Source organism: Streptomyces sp. DH37 (assembly GCF_029813835.1).
GTDB lineage: Bacteria > Actinomycetota > Actinomycetes > Streptomycetales > Streptomycetaceae > Streptomyces.
Map to the genome: position 1 here is coordinate 52765 of NZ_JARVKV010000019.1, position 21194 is coordinate 73958.

21 protein-coding genes are annotated in these 21194 nt (G+C 73.8%); 3 read left to right on the forward strand and 18 right to left on the reverse strand.

Features of this window, described 5'->3' with window-relative positions; translation table 11 throughout:
* Positions 1–26 precede the first annotated feature (26 nt).
* The 14 genes from QC029_RS12630 to QC029_RS12695 form a co-directional block, all read right to left on the reverse strand.
* Complete coding sequence (locus tag QC029_RS12630) at positions 27–671, reverse strand: OmpA family protein (protein WP_279555703.1); 645 nt, start codon at positions 669–671, stop codon at positions 27–29.
* A 13-nt stretch (positions 672–684) separates the two neighbouring features.
* Entirely contained in the window at positions 685–1281 is a 597-nt protein-coding gene (locus QC029_RS12635; protein WP_279555704.1) for a hypothetical protein, read from the reverse strand.
* 29 nt (positions 1282–1310) lie between these two features.
* On the reverse strand, positions 1311–1979 hold the full coding sequence (locus tag QC029_RS12640) for a pilus assembly protein TadG-related protein (RefSeq protein WP_279555705.1): 669 nt from the start codon (positions 1977–1979) through the stop codon (positions 1311–1313).
* Complete coding sequence (locus QC029_RS12645) at positions 1976–2209, reverse strand: hypothetical protein (RefSeq protein ID WP_279555706.1); 234 nt, start codon at positions 2207–2209, stop codon at positions 1976–1978. The genes QC029_RS12640 and QC029_RS12645 overlap by 4 nt, the downstream gene beginning before the upstream one ends.
* A 213-nt stretch (positions 2210–2422) precedes the next feature.
* Entirely contained in the window at positions 2423–3253 is an 831-nt protein-coding gene (locus QC029_RS12650) for a response regulator transcription factor (RefSeq protein WP_279555707.1), read from the reverse strand.
* Between the two features lie 47 nt (positions 3254–3300).
* The gene (locus tag QC029_RS12655; protein WP_279555745.1) at positions 3301–4572 is read right to left on the reverse strand and encodes a sensor histidine kinase; all 1272 of its coding nucleotides are present in this window, start codon (positions 4570–4572) and stop codon (positions 3301–3303) included.
* Positions 4573–4715: 143 nt separating this feature from the next.
* Positions 4716–5603 (reverse strand): DUF5936 domain-containing protein, encoded by an 888-nt coding sequence (locus tag QC029_RS12660; protein ID WP_279555708.1) that lies wholly within the window; start codon positions 5601–5603, stop codon positions 4716–4718.
* Between the two features lie 15 nt (positions 5604–5618).
* The gene (locus QC029_RS12665) at positions 5619–6557 is read right to left on the reverse strand and encodes a type II secretion system F family protein (protein ID WP_279555709.1); all 939 of its coding nucleotides are present in this window, start codon (positions 6555–6557) and stop codon (positions 5619–5621) included.
* A 21-nt stretch (positions 6558–6578) separates the two neighbouring features.
* Positions 6579–7916 (reverse strand): CpaF family protein, encoded by a 1338-nt coding sequence (locus tag QC029_RS12670; RefSeq protein WP_279555711.1) that lies wholly within the window; start codon positions 7914–7916, stop codon positions 6579–6581.
* A gap of 64 nt (positions 7917–7980) precedes the next feature.
* Entirely contained in the window at positions 7981–8352 is a 372-nt protein-coding gene (locus tag QC029_RS12675) for a TadE/TadG family type IV pilus assembly protein (RefSeq protein WP_279555713.1), read from the reverse strand.
* Positions 8349–8741, reverse strand: coding sequence for a TadE/TadG family type IV pilus assembly protein (locus QC029_RS12680; protein WP_279555714.1), 393 nt, complete (start codon positions 8739–8741; stop codon positions 8349–8351). Before QC029_RS12680 ends, QC029_RS12675 begins: the two co-directional genes overlap by 4 nt.
* Before the next feature lie 53 nt (positions 8742–8794).
* Positions 8795–10072, reverse strand: coding sequence for an AAA family ATPase (locus QC029_RS12685; RefSeq protein ID WP_279555715.1), 1278 nt, complete (start codon positions 10070–10072; stop codon positions 8795–8797).
* A gap of 8 nt (positions 10073–10080) precedes the next feature.
* A complete protein-coding gene (gene cpaB / locus QC029_RS12690; RefSeq protein WP_279555716.1) occupies positions 10081–10779 on the reverse strand; it encodes a Flp pilus assembly protein CpaB in 699 nt (232 codons plus the stop codon).
* 102 nt (positions 10780–10881) lie between these two features.
* The gene (locus tag QC029_RS12695) at positions 10882–11766 is read right to left on the reverse strand and encodes a zinc ribbon domain-containing protein (protein ID WP_279555717.1); all 885 of its coding nucleotides are present in this window, start codon (positions 11764–11766) and stop codon (positions 10882–10884) included.
* 672 nt (positions 11767–12438) lie between these two features.
* Between QC029_RS12695 and QC029_RS12700 the strand changes: the two genes are divergently transcribed.
* Complete coding sequence (locus tag QC029_RS12700) at positions 12439–14073, forward strand: chitinase (protein ID WP_279555746.1); 1635 nt, start codon at positions 12439–12441, stop codon at positions 14071–14073.
* A gap of 98 nt (positions 14074–14171) precedes the next feature.
* On the opposite strand, the gene QC029_RS12705 is transcribed toward QC029_RS12700, so the two are convergent.
* The 4 genes from QC029_RS12705 to QC029_RS12720 form a co-directional block, all read right to left on the reverse strand.
* Complete coding sequence (locus tag QC029_RS12705; protein WP_279555718.1) at positions 14172–15527, reverse strand: Nramp family divalent metal transporter; 1356 nt, start codon at positions 15525–15527, stop codon at positions 14172–14174.
* Between the two features lie 147 nt (positions 15528–15674).
* Positions 15675–16145, reverse strand: coding sequence for a RidA family protein (locus QC029_RS12710; RefSeq protein ID WP_279555719.1), 471 nt, complete (start codon positions 16143–16145; stop codon positions 15675–15677).
* A gap of 38 nt (positions 16146–16183) precedes the next feature.
* Entirely contained in the window at positions 16184–16936 is a 753-nt protein-coding gene (locus QC029_RS12715) for an IclR family transcriptional regulator (RefSeq protein ID WP_279555720.1), read from the reverse strand.
* A gap of 3 nt (positions 16937–16939) precedes the next feature.
* Positions 16940–18007: a sugar kinase gene (locus QC029_RS12720; RefSeq protein ID WP_279555747.1), complete on the reverse strand. Its 1068-nt coding sequence runs from the start codon at positions 18005–18007 to the stop codon at positions 16940–16942.
* A 174-nt stretch (positions 18008–18181) separates the two neighbouring features.
* Between QC029_RS12720 and QC029_RS12725 the strand changes: the two genes are divergently transcribed.
* The gene (locus tag QC029_RS12725) at positions 18182–19501 is read left to right on the forward strand and encodes an amino acid deaminase (protein WP_279555721.1); all 1320 of its coding nucleotides are present in this window, start codon (positions 18182–18184) and stop codon (positions 19499–19501) included.
* Between the two features lie 77 nt (positions 19502–19578).
* A complete protein-coding gene (locus QC029_RS12730) occupies positions 19579–21177 on the forward strand; it encodes an amidohydrolase family protein (RefSeq protein WP_279555722.1) in 1599 nt (532 codons plus the stop codon).
* The last annotated feature ends 17 nt before the right edge of the window (positions 21178–21194 follow it).

Sequence of the window (21194 nt, forward strand, 5' to 3'; positions counted from 1 at the left end):
TGGGGGTCAGGGCCGGGGCCGGGGGGTCAGTCGCCGCGCGGGAAGGAGACCTCGACGCGGCGGTTCTTCTTGCGGCCCTCCTCCGTGGAGTTGTCCGCGATCGGGTAGTCCTCGCTGTAGCCGCGGATGTTGAAGGCGACGTCGGAGGCGAGCTCCTTCATCAGCTGCCGGTGGACGGCGTCGGCCCGCTCCTTGGAGAGCTTCCTGCCGTGCTCGTAGGAGCCCAGGTCGTCGGTGAAGCCGAAGACGTTGACCTCCGCGGCGCCCTGCTTGTCGATCTCCTCGGCGATGTCCTCGATGCGGGCGTGCGCCTCGCCGTTCAGCCGGGCGCTGTCCCTGCCGAAGAGCACCTCCGCCTGGAGCGTGAACTTCGTCTGGGAGTTGGAGTCCTCGCGACGCTCGGCGCCGCCCTGCTCCTCGACGATGGAGCGGATGTCGAGGACCTTGGGCTCCTTGAGGGTGGCCCCGTCCTTCATCATCAGGCCGGGCGCGTTCTGGTCCACCTCCACCGGCGGGGACGGGGAGGGCGCGAAGTCGGGGGGTGCGCTGGGGCCGGGCTCGGCGGACGCGGTTCCCGCCGCCGTCACCGTCAGGGCGGACACGGCCAGCAGGACGCCGGCGCCCGCCGCCACGGCGCGCCGCACCGCGAGGGTGCGCGGTCTGTCGTTCATCGCTGCGCACCCCTCACTTGTCGGTGATCCGGATGGTCGCGCTGCTCATGGTGGGCACCTGCAGGTCGACCTCGGTCGTACCGGCCGGCGGCGCGGGGAACTGCGCGAAGAAGTCGGCGGTCTTCCCGGCCCCGACTCCGTTCAGGAACATCGTGCACAGGCAGTTGTTGTCGGTGTCACGAAGGATGTAGTAGCGCTTCTTCCCCTTCTGGTCGACGAGCGTCATGCCGGCGACCGAAGCGCCCTTGCTCGCGAAATCCTGGTCTCCCAGGGTCCAGCCGTCGAACGTGTAAACCTGATCGCCGGTGTTCTCGATCCTGCCTTTGACCGTGACGAAGCCACCCTGGTCCCGGACCACCGAGGTCACGACGATGTTCACTCCGTCCGCGCCGCTGATCGTCGCCAGGGCCTTGCCGTCCTCGGAGCCGGAGTCCGGGGTGTCCTCCCCGGCGTCCTCCTGGCTCTCCTCGCCGGACGGCTGTGAGGAGGAGCCGGTGTCGTCCGGTGCCTTGTCCTCCCCGCCGCACGCGGTCAGGGTGAAGGCCAGCGTCGCCGTCATCGCCGCGGCGGCAAGGCCCCGCAACAGCTTCCCGATCTCGCGTGTGCCCATGAATCGCGCTTCCTCTGCTCGTCGTTCGCTCACCGGTCCGCCAGGTGGACGGAGAACAGGTCCTCGGGTTCCGGAAGGACGTCCGCGAGGCGGTCGGGGTCGATCTCGATGGGCTCGTCGAGCCCGTCGCAGACCAACTCGTGGTCCTTCTCGTTCTCCTCGTCGCCCCCTTCGCCTCCCCCTTCGCTGCCTTCTTCCTCGCCGTCTTCCGGCTGTTCGGGTTCCCCCTCGACTTCCCTGATGCCGCAGCGGGGTTCGATGACGGCGGTGGCGGTGGCCTCGGCGTACCTGTTCTCCGTGCCGGGGATCAGCGACTCCCCGACCGGCCTGGTGTTTCTGACCTCGACCGTGAAGCCGGTGGGGAAGTGCACTCGACGGCAGGAGGTCCGCTCCGCGCCGTTCTTCCGCGCGAACTCCGCCGCCTTGCCGCAGGAGCCGCTCGTGTCGCCCAGCCGGTCCCCGCCGAGCAGGTCCTCCCAGGTGTCCGGGTCGAAGAGGTCCAGGAGGTCCTCCCGCAGTCCGTCCCTGGCGTCCTGGGCCGCGGCGAGCGCGGCGGCGTCCGCCGCTCCCTGGGCGTCGTTCCGGCTCGCCGACGCCATCCCCACCGCGAAGTACGCGAACGCGAGGAAGAGCAGGCCCGCCACCGCCGTGACGTAGACGGGAGCGGCCTGCCCCGTCTCGGAGGAACCTCGGATCACTTGGAGGTGATCTTCTCGATCTGCTCGCTGATCTCCGCCGAGATCTTGGCACCGAAGTTGGTGCTGAGGAGCACGACGATGATCGCCACGACCACCACGATGATGCCCATGTACTCCACCGCCGACTGCCCCTCGTCCGAGCGGCGCCGCACGGCGTCGGCCGTGGTGTTCCGCCAGCCGCGCGCCCGGGCCTGGGCGTTGACGGCGGCCTTCAGCAGTTTGTCGCTCACGGTGTTCCCCTCCGAGTCCGGCCGGCCGTCCGCCGGCCGACGCGTACGATTCTGCGCCTCTGACGCCGTCCCCGTCACCGGCCCGCACGGAGCCGGCCTCATCGGCGACACGAGAAACGTACGCGGGTTCACCCGGCTCGTCCCAGGGTCCCAGGGCCCAATCCCGCCTCCGCGGGTCCCTCTCACCCGTGTTCCGTCCACCGCCGCGCTCGGTCATGGCCGGACCGTTCCCCTCCACGCCGTGCCCAGCCAGACCGCGATGGCCTCGCTGCGGCTGGTCACGCGGAGCTTGGCGAAGATGCGGTTGACGTGGTTCTTCACCGTCTTCTCGCTGATGAAGCAGGCGGCGGCGATGCGGTGGTTGGTCATACCGGACGCGATCAGCTCCATCACCTCCGCCTCCCTGCCGCTCAGCCCGAACCGTTCCGCCCGGGAGGCCCCCGGGACCGGTACCGATACTGACTGTGCCACATCAAATTGCGGTTGCGAAGGAGTCTGCGGGCAGTGTGGCGTATTCGAGACCGGCCGTACTCCCTTTGTTAACTGGTTACTTGATCGGGGATGGGAGTTTTGCTCCGACCTCTCGTGTGCGGGTGCGTGTGCCCAGTCCACGAGCGCGCCCGCGACCGCGGGGGTGAGGTACGACCGGCCCTCCCCGATGTCCCGCACGGCCGCGGCCAGTTGGCCGGATGTGAACTCACCGTGGACCAGGTATCCCGTGGCCCCCAGCCGCAGGGCCTCCCGTACGACCTCCGCCTCCCGGCTGTACGTCAGCATCAGCACGGGCGCGACGCGGACCAGGCGCGGCAGGACCGAGAGGCCGTCGGCCCGCGGCATCCGGACGTCCAGGAGCACCACGTCGGGCCGGTGCCGCCGTACGGCCTCGCAGGCCTGGCGGCCGTCGGCGGCCTCGGCGACCACCCGGACGCCGTCGCGGCCGTGGAGCAGGACGGTCAGGCCGGCCCGTACCACCGGGTTGTCGTCGGCGACCACGACGCGCAGCGGCCGTCTCCGGCGCTGTCCGGGAGCGCTGTCGTCCCGCATGGTGCGGCCTCCTGTCGGTGTGGGGCGGAAACGGACGGTACGGAAGGTCAGGCGGCGCCGTGCCGGTGCCGCCGCACGACGGCCGCCGGGTCCGCCGGCAGCAGGGCCTCCAGGGGGAGGTCCAGGCGCACCTCGGTGCCGGTGGCCGCGTTCCCCCGGCCGACGCGCAGACGCGCGCCGATCTCGGCGGCGCGCTCCACCATGCCGACCAGGCCGAAGCGCCCGGCGCTCCTGAGCCCGTCCAGGTCGGTCCCCGGCGGAAGGCCGCGGCCGTCGTCGTGGACGCTGATCCGCAGCGTGCCGTCGACGATCCCGGCCGACACCTCCACGCGGGCGGGACGCGCGTGCCGGTGGGCGTTCTCCATCGCCTCCGAGGCGATCGTCAGCAGGTGCCGCGCCGTGGCGGGCGGGACGGGCGGCACCGGTGCCGTGCCCAGCGGCCGGAAGACGGCCCGCAGTCCCGAGCGGCGCGCGAAGTCGGCGGTGCGGGCGGACAGTTCGCCGGCGATGTCCACCCCGCCGTCCAACCCACCGCCCATCCCGCCGTTCACCCCGCCGCCCATCCCGCCGTCCGGCCCGGTGCCGCCGCGCAGGTCGGACAGCAGCTCGCGGGACTCGGCCGCGGCGCGGCGGGCGGCCCGGGCCACCAGTTCGGCCTGGCGGCGCACGGTGCCGGGGTCACGGCGGCCGGCGGATTCGGCCAGCCCGTCCGCGGCCAGGGCGAGCCCGTGCAGGGTCTTGGCCACCGAGTCGTGCATCTCGCGGGCCAGCCGGGCCCGTTCCTCCTCGACCGCCTCGCCCGCGGCCAGCCGGGCGCGGGCCTCCGCCAGCTCCCGGGACGCCTCGCCGAAGCGGAACAGCAGGTTGCGCAGGGTCACCCCGGCCGCGCCGGCCAGGAGGCAGAAGCCCGCCAGGAGCAGCACGCTGGTCAGCGCCGCCCGGTTCCCGGGGTACGCCGTGTACGCGACGCCCAGGACCGCGATCTGGAGGGCGGTGAGGACCCCGGCGCCCCGTCGGCCGTACATCAGGCCCGCGAGCAGCGGTGTGCAGACGGCGGCGTAGCCGAGGGTGGAGCCGGGGGTGGCGGTGATCAGCAGCAGCGCCCCCAGGAGGGTGTCCGCCGCCAGGACGGCGGGGTGCCGCATCAGCAGGGGGCCGAACCTCCCCCAGTCGCGGTGGAGGACGTACGACACCATGAACGTCACCAGGACCGCCCCGCCCACCAGCCAGGTGGCCGGGCCGTCCGCGGCGCGGCCCAGCGCGACCGGGGCGGCCACCGCGACCATCGCCAGGCGGAACAGGAACACCTGCCGGCACATCGCCTGCAGCGCGCCCGCCTGGACCGGGAGGGCGGGCTCGGGCACCGCCCCGGAGAGGTCCGGCGCGCGGACGCCGGCGGCCGCGGCGGAACCCGAGCCCGAACCCGCGCCCGAACCCGCAGTCGTGGTCATCCCCCGCCCCCCTACTCCCCCGTGATGGAGCCGAAGTCGGTCCCGGAGCCGAGCAGCAGTCCGGCTCCCATCAGGATGATGGTGGCGGGCACCATGAAGGTGGTGACGATCATGGTGGCCTTGGGGATCGCCCTGGCCGCCCGGCGCCGCGCGTTCTGCGCGTCGGCGCGCCGCATGTCGTTCGCGATGGCGATCAGGGTGTCCACGATCGGGGCACCCAGCTCCTCGCCCTGCTGCAGCGTGCTGACGAACATCGCGACCTGTTCGGAGTCGTTGCGCCGGCGCAGCTCGTCGAAGGCCTGGCGGCGGCTGACGCCCATGTCCATCTGGCGCAGGGTGATGCGCAGTTCGTCCGCCCAGGGCCCCTCGTAGCGCTCCGCCACCCGCTCCAGCGCCTGCCGGAAGCCCAGTCCGGCGCTGACGACGACCGCGAGGACGTCCAGGAAGTCGGGGAGGGTGCGCTCGATGTCCTCGCGGCGCTGGCGGACGGCCACCCACAGGCCCACCTCGGCCCAGAACATCCCGAAGGCGGCCAGCAGCACGGCCGCGACCGGCTGCCCGTCGGCCAGCATCACCAGCGCGCCGAAGAACCCCAGGAAGCCGTAGACGGCGCGGCGGGCCGCGTACCGGTCGATGGTGAGGCCGCCCGGGTTGCCCGCCATGCTGATCCGGCGGCGCTTGCGGTCCACGCGCGCCGGGCCCATCATGCGCAGCACCAGCGGCGCCCAGCGCATGCCCAGCCGGTCGACGGCCGATCCGACGGCGCCGGTGCGCGTGGCGCCGACCTCCAGGGCGACGGCCAGGTCGCCGGGGAGCTTGGTCTCACTGCGGTACATGCGCGCGCCGGCGAAGATCCCGTAGACGCCCAGCCCCAGGAGGAGCGCGAGCAGCAGGCCCATGGCTTCTCCCCCCCCTCAGACGTCGATCTTGGAGATGCGGCGGATGGCGATGAACCCCAGGACGTACAGCCCCAGCGAGACGACCACCGCGACCTGCCCGGGGAGGCTTCCGGTCACCCGGTCCAGGGCGCCGGGCTCGATGGCGTTGATCAGCAGCATGGCGCCCAGGCCGATGGCGGGCACCGTGTAGGCCGTGATCTTCACCTGGGAGAGCTGGGTGCGGACCTCGCGCCGGGTCTCCTTGCGCTCCTCCAGGGTCCGGGTGAGGTTCTGCAGGGAGCTGACGACCGCGCCGCCGGCCCGGTTGGAGAGCACCAGGGTCGTGACCAGGACGACCAGTTCGCGCGAGGGCAGCCGCTCGGCGAGCTCGTTCAGGGCGTCGTCGATGGAGTGTCCGACGGCCAGCTGGGCGGCGACCTTGGCGAGTTCGTCGCCCGCCGGGGCCTCCAGCTCCTCCGCGGCCATGCCCAGGGCGGTGCGGAGGGCGAGTCCGGCGCGGGTGGCGTTGGCCAGCACCCGGGACAGTTCCGGCAGCTGCCCGATGAACGCCTCGATGCGCCGGTTGCGCTGCCAGGTGAGGAAGGCGTTGGCGCTCCAGACGCCGACGAACCCGGCGATCGGCCCGAAGAAGGGCGCCAGGACCGAGGAGGCCAGCAGCCACAGGCCCGCCACGACCGCCGCCATGGAGACGAGGAACTCGCCCGGCGTCAGGTCCAGGCCGGTGGCGGCGAGCTTCAGCTCGATCCTCCTGCCGAGCGCGGTCCTGCGCACCCGGCGGTCGACACCGGCGAACCTGCGGCGGCGCCCGGCGGCCTCGGACCGCCCGGTCTGCGAGAGCCGGTCGATCAGTGCCTGGCGCTGCGCCCTCCCGGAGGAGTAGGCGTGCACGCCCGCGACCGCGAGCACACCGCAGAGCAGTGTGGCGCCGATCGTCGGCAACGCGAGATTGTCCATGTCCGGTGGGCTTCCCTAGGTCTAGACGGCTTCTCTGGTGAGGAGCTGGCTGTCGTCCCGTGCGACGCCGAAGGCGGGCGGGACGGTCTCCCCCTTCAGCCGGAGGCGCTCGGCGACGCGGCGCGGCAGGGGCAGGTGGCGGAAGACGCCGCGCACCACGCCGTCCGCCCCCACGGGCAGGGAGTCGAAGCGGCACACGGTCGCGATGCGGTACTCCTCGCGTCCGCGGGAGTCGAGGACGGCGATCTCGCTGACGCGGCGCGTCCCGTCGGGGTAGCGGCCGAGCTGGACGATGACGTCCAGGGCGCTGTTGATCTGGTCCCGCAGCGCCTCGAAGGGGACCTTGACCTCCGACATCGAGGCGAGGGTCTGCAGCCGCATCAGGGCGTCCTCGGCGGTGTTGGCGTGGACGGTGGCGAGCGATCCGTCGTGGCCGGTGGACATCGCCTGGAGCATGTCGAGGGTCTCCCCGCCGCGGACCTCGCCGACGATGACGCGGTCGGGGCGCATGCGCAGGGAGTTGCGCACCAGGTCGCGGATGGTGACCTGGCCCTTGCCCTCGACGTTGGGCGGGCGGCTCTCCAGGCTGATCACGTGGCTCTGCTGGAGCTGGAGCTCGGCGGCGTCCTCGATGGTGATGATGCGCTCGCCGTCGGGGATCAGCCCGGACAGGGCGTTGAGCAGGGTCGTCTTGCCGGAGCCGGTGGAGCCGGAGACGACGACGTTGAACTTGGCGCGGACCAGGCCGGACAGCAGCAGGAGCATCTGCTCGTCCAGCGATCCCAGGCCGATCATCTCGCGCAGGGTGTAGGCGCGGGGGAAGCGGCGGATGGTGAGGGTGGGGCCGGACAGGGACAGCGGGGGGATGATGACGTTGACGCGCTCGCCGGAGGGCAGGCGCGCGTCGACCATGGGGTTGGACTCGTCGACCCGGCGGTTGACGGTGGAGACGATGCGCTCGATGGTCTGCATCAGCTGCTCGGTGGAGGCGAAGCGCAGCGGGATGCGCTCGACGCGTCCGGCCCGCTCGACGAAGACCTGGTCGGGGCCGTTGACCATGATCTCGGTGATGGAGGCGTCCTCCAGCAGCGGTTCCAGGATGCCCAGGCCCAGGGCCTCGTCCACGACGCGGCGGATGAGCAGGGCGCGCTCCTGCGTGGACAGCACCGGGCCCTCGCGGCTGATGATGTGGCCCAGCACCCGCTCCAGGCGGGCGCGGCGCTCGGCCGCGGCGAGCGCCGACATCTCCGCGAGGTCGATCTCCTCCAGCAGCTTGGCGCGGTAGACCGCGACGAGGTGGCTCTCCTCCTGCCGGTCGCCGGCCGTCTCGGGAGCGTTGATGCGCGCCCTCAGACTCATGTGCCAACTCCTCCTGGTCGTGCGGGGTGGTACGGGGTGCCGTGCGGTACGGGTGCCGGCCGCGTCAGCCGCGCGGCATGGTGGACGTCCTCCTCACCGGGCCGAAGTCGAAGCCGGGGACGACCGAGGGGACGTCCACGGTGGCGGTGGCGGTCACCTCCTCCTCCGACACCCGCACCGCGAAGCCGGCGTCGAGCCAGTCGCTGACGGCCGCGCGCCCGGCCCGCTCGCCGCCGACCTCCCCGTCCTCGACGGACTCGGCGCGGGCGGCGGCGCGGGCTCCCGTGCCGGCCTGCTGGGCGGCGTACGCCACGAGGCCGAGCTGGATCGCGGCGAGGCCGACCAGCAGCAGCAGCGGGAGGAAGCCGACGAACTCCAGGGCGACCTGGCCCCGGTCGGAGCGGAGCCGGCGGAGCCGGGCGCGGTCGTGGCTCATTCCCGTCCCTCCCTCACCGCTCCGGCCTTCCCCGTGATCGTCATGGGCAGGTTCGCGCCGCCGGGGAAGAGCACCGGCACCCTCAGCCCGACCGTGACCTCGACCATGCCGGGCCCCGGTGAGCCGCGGCCGACCTCCGCCGCGCCCCGCCACGCGCCCGGCAGGTCCTCCCGGGCCGCGCCCGCCCAGTCCCCGTCCACGGCCGCCGCGCGGGCGCCCTCGTCGGCGGCGTTGCCGGCCAGGGTGAAGGTGTAGCCGATCAGGACGAACTGCCACATCAGCGCCAGGACGGCCAGGATCAGCGGCAGTGTGCCCACGAACTCGACGGTCACCTGCCCCCGGTCGCGGTCGCGGCGTCCTCCGCCGTCCCGTGCCCGTGCGCCACCCATCGCTCACCCCTTCCCGGTCCCGTCCCCGCGGTCCGGCCGATGCCTCGCCGCCCCTACGGGCGCCCGTCGGCGCCTCCCCGGCGGCGGCGGAAGCCGGCCGGGCCGCGGTCGCCGTGCTGGCCGCCCTTGCTCCTGCCCCTGCCCGCCGGGGCCGTCCCGTCGCCCGCGACCAGTCCCAGTTCCCCGGCCAGTCCCCACATCGCCTGCTTGACGGTGCTGCGGCTGTCGAGGTCCTGCATCCGGCCGGAGTCCACGGCCGCCTGGAGCTCCTTGAAGTTCGCCGGGACCGTGCCGCGCGCCACCCGGGTGCGGACGATCTGGGCGATGAGCTGCGGGTGGATCTCCGCGCCGCGGCTGTACCGGTTGACGACCGTCACCGTCTCCTCCGCCTTGCGGATCTGGAGCCGGTCCCACAGCCGGATCATGCGCTTGGCCGCGCGGACGGCGACGACGTCCGGGGTGGTGACCAGGACGGCGGTGTCCGCCATCTCCACGGCGGCGGCGTTGGCGCCGTTCATCTGCGTGCCGCAGTCGACGACCACGACCTCGTAGCGGGAGCGCAGCGCGCCGGTGATCTGCCGGGCGGCGCGGTCGTCGACCTCCTCGCCGCGTTCGCCCTCGGCCGGGGCGAGCAGCAGCGACAGCCCGGTGGGATGGGCGAAGACGGCGTCCCGCAGGACGCGCGGGGAGAGGTCGGCGATGCCCGCGAGGTCGGCGATCGAGCGGCGGAACTGGACGTCGAGGTAGGAGGCGACGTCGCCCGCCTGGAGGTCCATGTCGACCAGCGCGGTGGCGCGGCCCGAGGCGCACGCGGCGAGCGCCAGCTGGACGGCGAGCAGCGTGGTGCCCACCCCGCCCTTGGCGCCGGTGACGGTGACGACGGTGCCGCCGGGGCCCGCCGCGGCCTCCGGCCCGGTGCCCAGGTGCCGCCGCACCCCCGCCGACCACTGCGCCGCGGCGCCCACCCGGGCGGCCAGCTCGTCGTACGACAGGGGCAGTCCGACCACGCCGCGCGCGCCGGCGTCCATCGCCGCCGAGTACAGCACGGGGGTGGTGTCCGCCGTCACCAGGACCACCCCGACCGCCGGGAAGCGCAGCGCGACCTCCCGGATGAGCTCCAGCGCGGGCAGCGGCCCGACGCGCTCGTGGACGAGGACGACCTCGGGCAGGGCGGCCACCGACTCGGCCGCGATCGCCGCGAGGGTGTCCAGCAGCGAGGTGGAGTCGCCGACCGGCTGTGCGGCCTCGCTGTCGGGGAGCCGGCTCAGCAGGGCCGTGACGGACCGGGCGGCCTCGGCGTCGCCGACGGCCGGGAGGATGCGCGTGACCACCGGTGACCTCACTTGTCCCCGACGAGGGTGTAAGTGCGCTGGTTCTCGGGGATGGCGGTGTCGTCGCCCGGCGCCACCAGGGCGAGGCGGACGTTGACGGCGAAGGACTCGGCGAAGGCCACCCGCTGGGCGTCGAGGGTGCTCAGCGCGAAGGTGATCGGCACCGCCTCGGCGTCACGGTCGCCGCGCTCGCCGTCGCGGGAGATGGGGGTGAGCGTGCCGACGTCGATGACGCGGGCGTTGTCGACGATCACCTTGGAGACCTCGTTCTCGTTCTTGTCGCGGAAGGTCGCGTAGATGTTGACCCGCGAGCCGGACCGGATCTTGCCCGCGACGCCGGTCGCCGCGTCGATCATGATGGCGATCTCCTGTTCGCCCTTCCGCAGTTCGGGCTGGTCGCCCACCATGTCGGACTGGAGCAGCGACCCCGCCTTCAGGGGGGTGACGGCGATCTTCCCCTCCAGGTCGCGGAGGTCGGTGATCGCGGTCTCGGGCAGCCAGCGCTCCGGCATCGAGACCTTCTCCACCGCGCCCGCCTCCAGCGCCCGGTAGGCCGGCACGTCCTTCGCCAGCCGGTACGCGGTGACCTCGGGACCGACCTTCGACTCCACGTCGCTGATCACCGACAGCACTCCCGCGAAGGCGCCCAGGGCGCACAGGACGGACAGGAGCAGCAGGATGACGCCGCGGCGCTGGCGTGAGTTCATGGTTGCGGCTACCTCGTTCGGGGACGTCGGCGGTGGGCGGGGCGTGCGGAGCGGGCGGGGTGCGCGGAGCGCGCGGGCTCCCCCTGACTGCGGCGGTTCACCTCAGCGCGCCCTGCCGATCGCGGGGGCCGTACGGGCGGCGCCGGCCGGGAGGGCCCCGCGGTCCTCGTGCGGCGGTACGGGAGCGGAGCAGAACGCGCAGCGGTCGCCGATCAGTTCCAGCCCGCACCAGTGGCACTCCTCGCGCCGCACCGAGCTGACGAGCTGGTACAGGATGGAGATGTCCGGGATGGCCGCGGCGAACTCGACCAGCCGGCCCGTCCCCCACCAGCGCGGCGACTCCGCCGGCAGGGGCGCCTCCCGCACGTCCCGCACCCGCCAGTGCGGCGCGAGGGTGCCGGTCACCCAGTCGGGGGCGAGCTGGCCGGGGGCGAAGGTGAGCTGCGTGCCGAACTCCGGCCCGGTGAGCGTCTCCTCGCCGCCGGTCCTGACCAGCTGGGGCGTGGGGCCGGCGAGCACGGCGAACTGCGAGCCGGGCATCCACGACCTGGCGTGCGCGGTGAGGCTGACCGGCACGCGGTCGAGCCGGGCGACGGAGTTCAGCAGGGCGCCCGCGTAGACGTAGTGCGTCAGCAGGCGGACGGCCGCGCCCAGGACGCCGGGGCTGAAGTCGCAGACGGACAACTGGCGGAGCTGGCGGGCCAGTACGGCCGTCCCCAGCGGGGGCAGGTCGACGCCGAGCAGGGCGATGCGGTCGCTCTCCAGGACGGAGCGGACGGTGTGCAGCCGCCGGACGAAGGCGGCGGGGACGGACGAGGGGTAGAGGGCGACGACGTAGCCGTGCTGCTCGAGGAGGAGGTGCGTCTCGCGGACCGCCTCGTCCAGGGGCTGCCGGTCGGGCGGTGTCAGCACGTGCGCCGTCGGCGTGTGCGCGTCGGGCGGAGGCAGCACCAGGTCGGCGCTGGTGACGGCTATCGCGGTGGGCACGTGGGGGTTCCCCTGTCCAAGAACTGTTCTGCGGTACTGCTCTGCCCTGTGGGGTCCTGTGGTTCTGCCGACTCAGCAGCTTATCCGTGCCTTAAGCGGCAGAGAACACTTACCGGAAGGCGTTGGTTACAGAATCGGCGGCAACACCCGCACGAACAGGGACGATTGACGACAGAACACCGGACGTTTTGATCGTTTCGCAACCTTTGGCCGAGGCGGCGGTGAGCGGCTTTCCACCGGCCTCCGGCGCGGCCGATAACCGGACCGCCCTGTTCCGCAAGGAAGTCGGGAGATGAAATCAAACGGGCGGCGGGACGCCGTCCGCGAAGGGCCGGCCGAATTCGGAAAGGGACGGGATTCCGGCGCGCCCCTCCGGACCCGCCCGCCGTCCGGACCGCCCGCGCCGGGCGCCCCGCGGATCCGTCACGGCGTCACGGAAACCTCCGCACCCCTTGACATCCCCATTGGTCTGAACCATTCTTCCGGCTCAGCACGGTGGCCACCGTCTCCCCACGCGCGCTCACCCCCCAACGCACGGAGGCAGTAGTGGAACGCAGGACGCGAGAAGACAGCAGAGGCGGGAGAGACGCGGCACCCGGCACGCGCCGCGGCACCGGCCGCCGCGGCCGGTTCGTCGCGGCGCTCGGCGCGGCCGCCGTCGCGGCCGGCGCGGTGGCGTTCGGCGGTCTGACCGGCACCGCCGGGGCCGCGGAGCCGAACCTGGTGAGGAACGCCGGGTTCGAGTCCGGGCTGGGCGGCTGGACCTGCTCGGCGGGCAGCGGCACGGTCGTCTCCTCCCCGGTGCACGGCGGCGCCGCGGCACTGAAGGCGACCCCCGCCGGCAGCGACCACGCCAAGTGCTCCCAGACCGTGACCGTGAGACCGAACTCGGCCTACCAGCTCAGCGCCTGGGTACAGGGCTCCTACGTCTACCTCGGCGCGAGCGGGACCGGCACCACCGACGTCTCCACCTGGACCCCGGGCACCTCGGGCTGGCAGCAGCTGCGGACCTCCTTCACCACCGGCCCCACCACCACCTCGGTCACCGTCCACACCCACGGCTGGTACGGCCAGAGCGCCTACCACGTCGACGACGTCCTCCTCACCGGCCCCGGCGACCCGGGCGAACCCGACCCCGAGCCCGAGGCCCCGGCCGCACCCGGCGGACTCGCCGTCGCCGCCACCACCGCCACCTCCGTCACCCTCAACTGGAACGCCGTGACGGGCGCCACCGGCTACCACGTCTACCGCAACGGGCAGAAGGCGCTGTCGGTCCAGGGCACCTCGGCCACCGTCACGGGACTGACGGCCTCCACCTCCTACGAGTTCCGCGTCAGCGCCGTCAACGGCGCCGGCGAGTCCGCGAAGTCCGCCCCCGTCACCGCCACCACCGGCCGCGACAGCGGCGGCAACCCCGGCACCGGCGTCCCGAAGCACGCCGTGACGGGCTACTGGCAGAACTTCGACAACGGCGCGCGGGTGCAGAAGCTGCGCGAGGTGCAGGACCAGTACGACATCATCGCCGTCTCCTTCGCCGACTCCACGGCCAACACGGGCGAGATCACCTTCAACCTCGACCCGGCCCTGGGCTACTCCTCCGTCCAGGAGTTCAAGAACGACATCGCCGCCAAGCAGGCCGCCGGCAAGAAGGTGATCATCTCGGTGGGCGGTGAGAAGGGCAACGTCATCGTCAACGACTCCGCCTCGGCCACGCGCTTCGCGGACAGCGCCCACCGCCTGATGCGGGAGTACGGGTTCGACGGCGTGGACATCGACCTCGAGCACGGCATCAACTCCACCTACCTGACGCAGGCGCTGCGCTCGCTGTCGGCGAAGGCCGGGCCCTCCATGGTGCTCACGATGGCGCCGCAGACGATCGACATGCAGTCCACGTCCACGGAGTACTTCAAGCTGGCGCTGAACGTGAAGGACATCCTCACGGTCGTCAACATGCAGTACTACAACAGCGGTTCGATGCTGGGCTGCGACGGGAAGGTGTACTCGCAGGGCTCGGTGGACTTCCTCACCGCGCTCGCCTGCATCCAGCTCGAAGGCGGTCTGGACCCGTCCCAGGTGGGCCTGGGCACCCCCGCCTCCACCCGCGGCGCGGGCTCCGGCTACGTCGACCCGTCCGTGGTGAACGCCGCGCTGGACTGCCTGGCCAGGGGGACGAACTGCGGCTCGTTCAAGCCCGCGCGGACCTACCCGGGCATCCGGGGCGCGATGACCTGGTCCACCAACTGGGACGCCGCCAACGGCAACCGGTGGTCGAACGCGGTCGGCCCGCACGTCCACGCGCTGCCGTAACCGCGACGGCGGCACCGCCGCGGTGACGAGGGCCCGGTCCGCCGTGTGGCGGGCCGGGCCCTCCGGCGTGCCGTGCGGCGGACCGGCTCCCGCACCCGCTACCAGGGCAGCTCGCGCAGCTCGTTGACGCACAGCGCCACGAAGATCAGCCCCGCCACCGCCAGCGAGGTGTTGCTGAGCGGGCCGTTGCGCCACTGGCGCGGAGTGCGGTCGGTGTTGAGCAGCCACAGCAGGGTCCCGGCGAGGAAGGGCATGAAGAAGGCGCCCAGCACGCCGTAGGCGATGACCAGCCCGAAGGGCTTGTCCAGCCACAGCAGGCCCATCGGCGGGAACGTCAGCCACAGCAGGTACCCGCGGAACGGCCAGGACCGCTCGCGCTGCCCGCGCGCGACCTCCAGGACGGGGGGCTCGCCGCCGGTGCCCTGCGCCCGCGCCGCGCGCGTACGCTCCACGAAGTCGGCGAACAGCAGGCTGACGCCGTGCCAGACGCCCACGATCGAGGAGAAGGAGGCGGCGAAGAAGCCCACCAGGAAGAGCTTGGCGGTGACGGCGCCGAAGCGGTCCTCCAGGATCCCGCTCAGGTCCAGCAGCCCCTGGTCGCCGGAGCCGATGGCGGTGCCGGCGGCGTGCAGCAGCTCGGCGCCGACGATCAGCATCGCCACGACGAAGACGCCGGTGGTGAGGTAGGCGACCCGGTTGTCCAGCCGCATCATCCGCATCCAGCCGCTGTCGGTCCAGCCCTTGGCGTTGACCCAGTAGCCGTACGCGGCCATGGTGATCGTCCCGCCGACGCCGCCGACCAGGCCGAGCGTGTAGAACAGCGACCCCGACGGCAGCACGGGCAGCAGCCCGGCGACGGTGTCGCCGAGGTTCGGCGTGACGCGGACCGCCACGTAGACGACGACCGCGAACATCAGGCCGACGAAGGCCATCATGATCTTCTCGACGATCGCGTAGCGGTTGAACCAGACGAACGCCAGACCGGCCAGCCCGCACAGGATGGCCCACGTCCTGAGCCCGAGGGTGCCGGGGAAGAGCGCGACCAGCGGCAGCGCGCTGGAGGACATGGCGGCGGCGCCGTAGACGAAGCCCCACACCGTGACGTAGACCGCGAAGTAGACGGTGGTCCACGCGCCCAGGCTGCGCCAGCCGTCGAAGATGGTCCGGCCGGTGGACAGGTGCCAGCGCCCGGTCGCCTCGGCCAGCGCGATCTTCACCAGGCAGCCGACGACGGCCGCCCACAGCAGGGTGTAGCCGAACCTGCTCCCGGCGATGAGGGTGGCCACCAGGTCTCCGGCGCCGACGCCGGTGGCCGCCACCACGATGCCGGGGCCGACCAGCCGCCAGCTCGCCTTCCGTTCGGGCGGGGCCGCCGCGGCGGCGTCCGCCCCGGCCTCCCGTCCCTCCGTCCTGCCCGTCCCGCCCGTCCCGTCCGTCTCGCCCGTACTGGTCATGTGCGACCTCCGCTCTCGTCCCCGGTGACCGGCGTGGCGCATACAACAGCGCGCCGCCGGCCGGCACAAGGGGGCGCACCGGTGTGCCCCTCGCGCGGGCCCGCGGCGCACCGGTGGGAGGTCGGCGGACGCCGGTCCGGGGGAACGTCAGTCCAGGACGGCCAGGGCGTCGATCTCGACCAGCAGCCCGGCGGGCAGGCCGACGTAGACGGTCGTCCGCGCCGCCGGGGGCCCCGTCAGGCCCGCCGTGCCGGTGAGGTACTCGTCGTAGATCTCGTTGAACTCGGCGAAGTGGCCGGTGTCGGTGAGGTAGACGCGGACCATCACCACGTCCTCCCAGCTCGCGCCGCCCTCCGTCAGGACCGCCTCGACGTTGGCGAGGGTCTGGAGGGTCTGCTCGCGCAGGGTCGGCCCCGCCGGGGCGGGCGGCTGCCCGGGGACGGCGGGCAGGAAGCCGACCTGTCCGGCCACCTGGAGGATGTTCCCCTTGCGCACCCCGTGCGAGAACCGCGCGGGCGGGGTGGTGTGGGTCGGCGGGGTGACGGCGGTCTTGGTGGCGGCCTTGACGGGGGGCTCGACGGCGGCCTTGACGGGGGGCTCGACGGGGGCGTCGCTCATGGTGGTCCTTCCGGGTGGGGCGGGGTCTCTGCGGGGGTTCAGGAGGCCGGCGGCCTTCCGGAGTACTCGGCGCTGACGGCGTCGGCCGTGCGGCGCACCAGCGGCAGCAGGCGCAGGAGTTCGTCGGCGCCGACGACGACGGCGGGCGCGGAGACCGACAGCGCGGCGACGACCCGGCCGTCCGCGCCGCGCACGGGGGCGGCGACGCAGTTGATCGTCTCCTCGTGGCCGCCGAGGTCGGTGGCCCAGCCCCGCTCCCGCACCCGGGCCAGCTCCTCCAGGAAGGCGGCCGGGCCGGGGGTCGAACGGGGCGTGTGGCGCGGGTAGTCCAGGCGCTCGGCGAGCGCGCGCCGCTCCGCCTCGGGCAGGTCGGCGAGGATGACCTTGGCGACCGCGGCGACGGTGATCGCCACCGGCCTGCCGATGCGCGAGTACATCCGCACCGGGTAGCGGCTCTCGACCTTGTCGATGTACAGGACCTCGTCCTCCTGCCGTACGGCCAGGTGGACGGTGTGCCCGCACGCCGCGCCCAGCTCGGCCAGGTACGGGTGGGCGACCGCGCGCACGTCGATGTTCTCCACGGCCTCCTGGGCGAGCGCGATCAGCCGCGCCCCCAGACGGTAGCGCTGGTCGCCCTGGCGGTGGACCATGCCGTGCTCGTGCAGGGTGCGCAGCAGCCGCAGGGCGGTGGACTTGTGCACGTCCAGGTGCTTGGCGACCTGTTCGAGGTTGGCCGGCCCCCGCGCGAGCAGCGGCAGGATGCTCAGCGCCCGGTCGACGGTCTGGCTCATCTCTCACGCCTTCCCTGTGGTCCAGCCGGGGACGAGCCGCAGTCTGCCCCAGGCCCCGTCGTCGAGCGCGGCCAGCCGGTCGGCCAGCGGCCGGGCGGGCGGCTCGGCGAGGTCGCCGGGGGCGGTGAGCGCGGCGGCGGCCGCCAGGTGGCCGTGCCGCAGCCGGGCGCGCGGGGGCAGCCCCCGCAGGGTGGCCGAGAGGAAGCCGGCGGCGAAGGCGTCCCCGGCGCCTACGGGGTCGGCGACCTCCACCGACGGGGCGGGCACTTGGCAGTCCCCCTCGGCGGTGTGGGCCGTCGCGCCCCGGCCGCCGTCCTTGACCACGAGCACGGACGGCTCGGGCAGCAGCTCCCGTAGGGCGGCGGGGTCCGGCGCGCCCCAGGCCGCCCGCGCCTCGTCCGCTCCGACGAAGACCAGGTCGCAGCGGCGGGCGAGGTCGAGCAGGACGGCCGGGTCCTGCCGCCTCCACAGGCCCACCCGGTAGTTGACGTCGAAGGACAGCAGCGGGCGTCCGGGCCGGGGGCCGGTCAGCTCGTGGACCAGGGCGCGGCAGCCGGCGGAGAGGGCCGGGGTGATGCCGCTGAGGTGGAGGATCCGGCCGGAGTCGGCGGCGGCGCGGTCGACGGTGTCCGGGGACATGGCGGAAGCGGCCGATCCGGCGCGGTGGTAGAGCACCTCGGCCAGGTCCCGGTCGGCGGGGCGCTCGCTGGTGGTGGAGCGCTCGCCGCCGGTGCGGAAGTAGACGCCGGTGGGGCGGTCGGGGTCGCGCTGCACGGCGGAGACGTCCACGCCGCGGGCGGCGATCTCGGCCAGGACGTGGTCCCCGAAGCCGTCCGTCCCCACGCGCCCGATCCAGCGGACGCGGTGCCCGGCGCGGGCGAGCAGGCAGGCGGTGTTGGACTCGGCGCCGCCGACGCCGCGCACGAAGACCGGGGAGTCGGCGAGTCGTCCGGGCCCGGCGGGCCGGAAGGCGGCCATGGTCTCCCCCAGGCAGACCACGTCGAAAGGCGTGTCGGCAGGCGTGTCGGTGGGGGTTTCGGTGGGGGTGTCCGCGCGAGGGGCGGGGGACATCGTCACGGCCGGCCTCCGCTCCTCGTTTCCCGGGCGGCTCCCGGGCCGCCGTCCCGGTTCTCCGTTGACCGGGCGCTGGCCGGGATGCTAGACAGCTTCGAGCACCATGCGCAATGAGTGTTGCACATATCGCAACGACCATTCCGGAGTTCGCCCCGGAGTTCGGAGTTCACCATGGCCGCCGAGCACCCCGAGCACCCCGAGCGCCCGGCCGCGGGCACGGATCCCGTCGGCCGCCTCGCCGACGAGGTCGTCGACCACCGCTTCAAGGGGCTGCCCCCGGACGCGGCCGGCCTGACCGTGGGCGCGCTCGCCGCCGAGCGGCGCTCGGTGTTCACCGGCGGCTTCACCACCCCGGTGCTGACCCTCTCCGCCGGGGCCCTGGAACACAACCTGCGGCAGCTGGGCGAGTTCTCCGCCCGCCACGGCCTCGCCTTCGCCCCGCACGGCAAGACCTCGATGTCCCCGCAGCTCTTCCGGCGGCAGCTCGACCACGGCGCCTGGGGCATCACGGCGGCGGTGCCCTCGCAGGCACGCGTCTACCGGGCCTTCGGGGTGCGCCGGATCTTCCTGGCCAACGAGGTGGTGGACGCCGCCGCGCTGCGCTGGACGGCCGGCGAGCTGGCGGCCGACCCGGAGGCGGTGATCGTCTGCTACGCGGACTCGGTGCGCGGCGTGGAGCTGATGGACGCCGCGCTGGCTGCGGCGGGCGCCCCGCGCCCGCTCGACGTCGTCGTCGAACTCGGCGCCCCGGGCGGCCGTACCGGCGTGCGCACCGCCGGGGAGGCGGCGCGGGTCGCGGAGGCCGTGGCGGGTGCGGGGACGCTGCGGCTGGTCGGCGTCGCCGGGTACGAGGGCGAGGTGCCCGACGCCGACGCCGGACGCGTACGGGCCTGGCTGGAGGACCTGGTCGCGCTGGCCGCCGACCTGGACGCGGCGGGCCGCTTCTCCGGTCTGGGGCCGGACGAGGAGATCGTGGTGAGCGCGGGCGGCAGCGCCTGGTTCGACGTGGTGGCCGAGGTGTTCGGGCGCGTGCCGGAGCTCTCCCGCCCGGTGCTGAGGCTGCTGCGCTCGGGCGCGTACGTCTCGCACGACGACGGCCACTACCGCCGCGCGACCCCGTTCAACCGCGTCCCCGGCCAGGGTTCGCTGCGGCCGGCGCTCCGGCTCTGGGCGCAGGTGGTCTCCCGGCCCGAGCCGCGTCTGGCGTTCCTCAACGCGGGCAAGCGCGACGCCTCCTACGACCTGGGCCTGCCCGAGCCGGTGGCCCTCCGCTCCCCCGGCGGCGGCGAGCGCGCCGCGGACGGCCTGGAGGTGGTGAAGCTGGCCGACCAGCACGCGTTCGTCCGCCTCGCGCCGGGCGCGGAGCTGGAGGTGGGCGACTGGGTGGCGCTCGGCCTGTCGCACCCGTGCACGGTCTTCGACCGGTGGCAGCTCATCCCGGTCACCGAGGACGACGGCACCGTCACCGACCTCGTCCGCACCTTCTTCTGACCCCTCGCCCCTCCGAACCCGAATCCGACACCGAGACCGAATCCGACACCCACACCGACACCGAACCGGAGCCCGCCGTGGATCTCGTCCTGCGCGGCGCACGCGTCGCCGACGGCACCGCCGCCCCCGCCCACCGGGCCGACGTCGGCGTCGACGGCGGCCGGATCGCCGTGGTCCACCGCGAGGGGGACCCCGGACCGCGTCCCGGCGCGCGGCGCGTGGTCGAGGCGGACGGCCTCGTCCTCGCGCCCGGGTTCATCGACATGCACGCCCACAGCGACCTGGCGCTGCTGCGCGACCCCGACCACTCCGCGAAGGCGGCCCAGGGCGTGACGCTGGAGGTGATCGGGCAGGACGGCCTGTCGTACGCGCCCGTGGACGACCGCACGCTCGGCGAGGTGCGGCAGGCGATCACCGGCTGGAACGGGGACGGCGGGGACGTCGACTTCGACTGGCGCACGGTCGGGGAGTACCTGGACCGGCTCGACCGCGGCATCGCCGTCAACGCCGCCTACCTCGTCCCCCACGGCACGGTGCGGGCGCTGGCCGTCGGCTGGGAGGACCGGCCCGCCGCGGACGGGGAGCTGGACCGGATGCGGCGCCTGGTCGCCGAGGGCCTGGAGCAGGGCGCGGTGGGGATGTCGTCCGGCCTGACGTACACCCCGGGAATGTACGCCCCGGACTCCGAACTGACCGAGCTGTGCCGGGTGGTGGCGTCCTACGGCGGCTACCACTGCCCCCACCACCGCTCCTACGGCGCGGGCGCGCTGGAGGCGTACGCGCAGATGATCGAGGTCGCCCGCGCCTCCGGATGCGCCCTGCACCTGGCGCACGCCACCGTGAACTTCTCCGTCAACGCGGGCCGCGCCCCCGAGCTGCTGGCCCTGCTGGACGCGGCCCTGGACGACGGGGTGGACCTGACGCTGGACAGCTATCCCTACCTGCCCGGCTGCACCACCCTGGCCGCGCTGCTGCCCAGCTGGGCCGCCGAGGGCGGGCCCGGGGCGGCCCTCGCCCGGCTGCGGGACGCGGGGACCTGCGCCCGGATCCGGCACGCGATGGAGGTCGAGGGCTCGGACGGCTGCCACGGGGTGCCGGTCGACTGGGACACCGTGGAGGTCTCCGGGGTGGCCGACCCCTCCCTGGCCGGGTACACCGGCCGCACGATCGCGCGGGCGGCGGCCGAGCGCGGCGAGGAGCCGTTCGCCGTGGCGCGGCGGCTGCTGCTGGAGGACCGGCTGGGCACCACCGTCCTCCAGCACGTCGGGCACGAGGAGAACGTCCGGGCGATCATGCGGCACCGCGCCCACACCGGCGGCAGCGACGGCATCCTCGTCGGCGACCGGCCGCACCCGCGGGCGTACGGCACCTTCCCGCACTACCTGGGCCACTACGTGCGCGAGCTGGGCGTGCTGTCGCTGGAGGAGTGCGTGGCGCACCTGACCGGCCGGCCGGCCGCCCGGCTGCGGCTGCCGGACCGCGGGCTGGTGCGCGAGGGGTACCGGGCGGACCTGGTGCTGTTCGACCCGCGGACGGTGGCGGCGGGCGCGACGTTCGACGCGCCGCGCACCCCGCCGACGGGCATCCCGCACGTCCTGGTCGACGGCCGGTTCGCCGTCGAGGACGGCCGCCGCACCGGTGTGCTCGCCGGCCGCTCGGTGCGGCGCGGCGGCTGACGCGCCGCGCCGGGCGG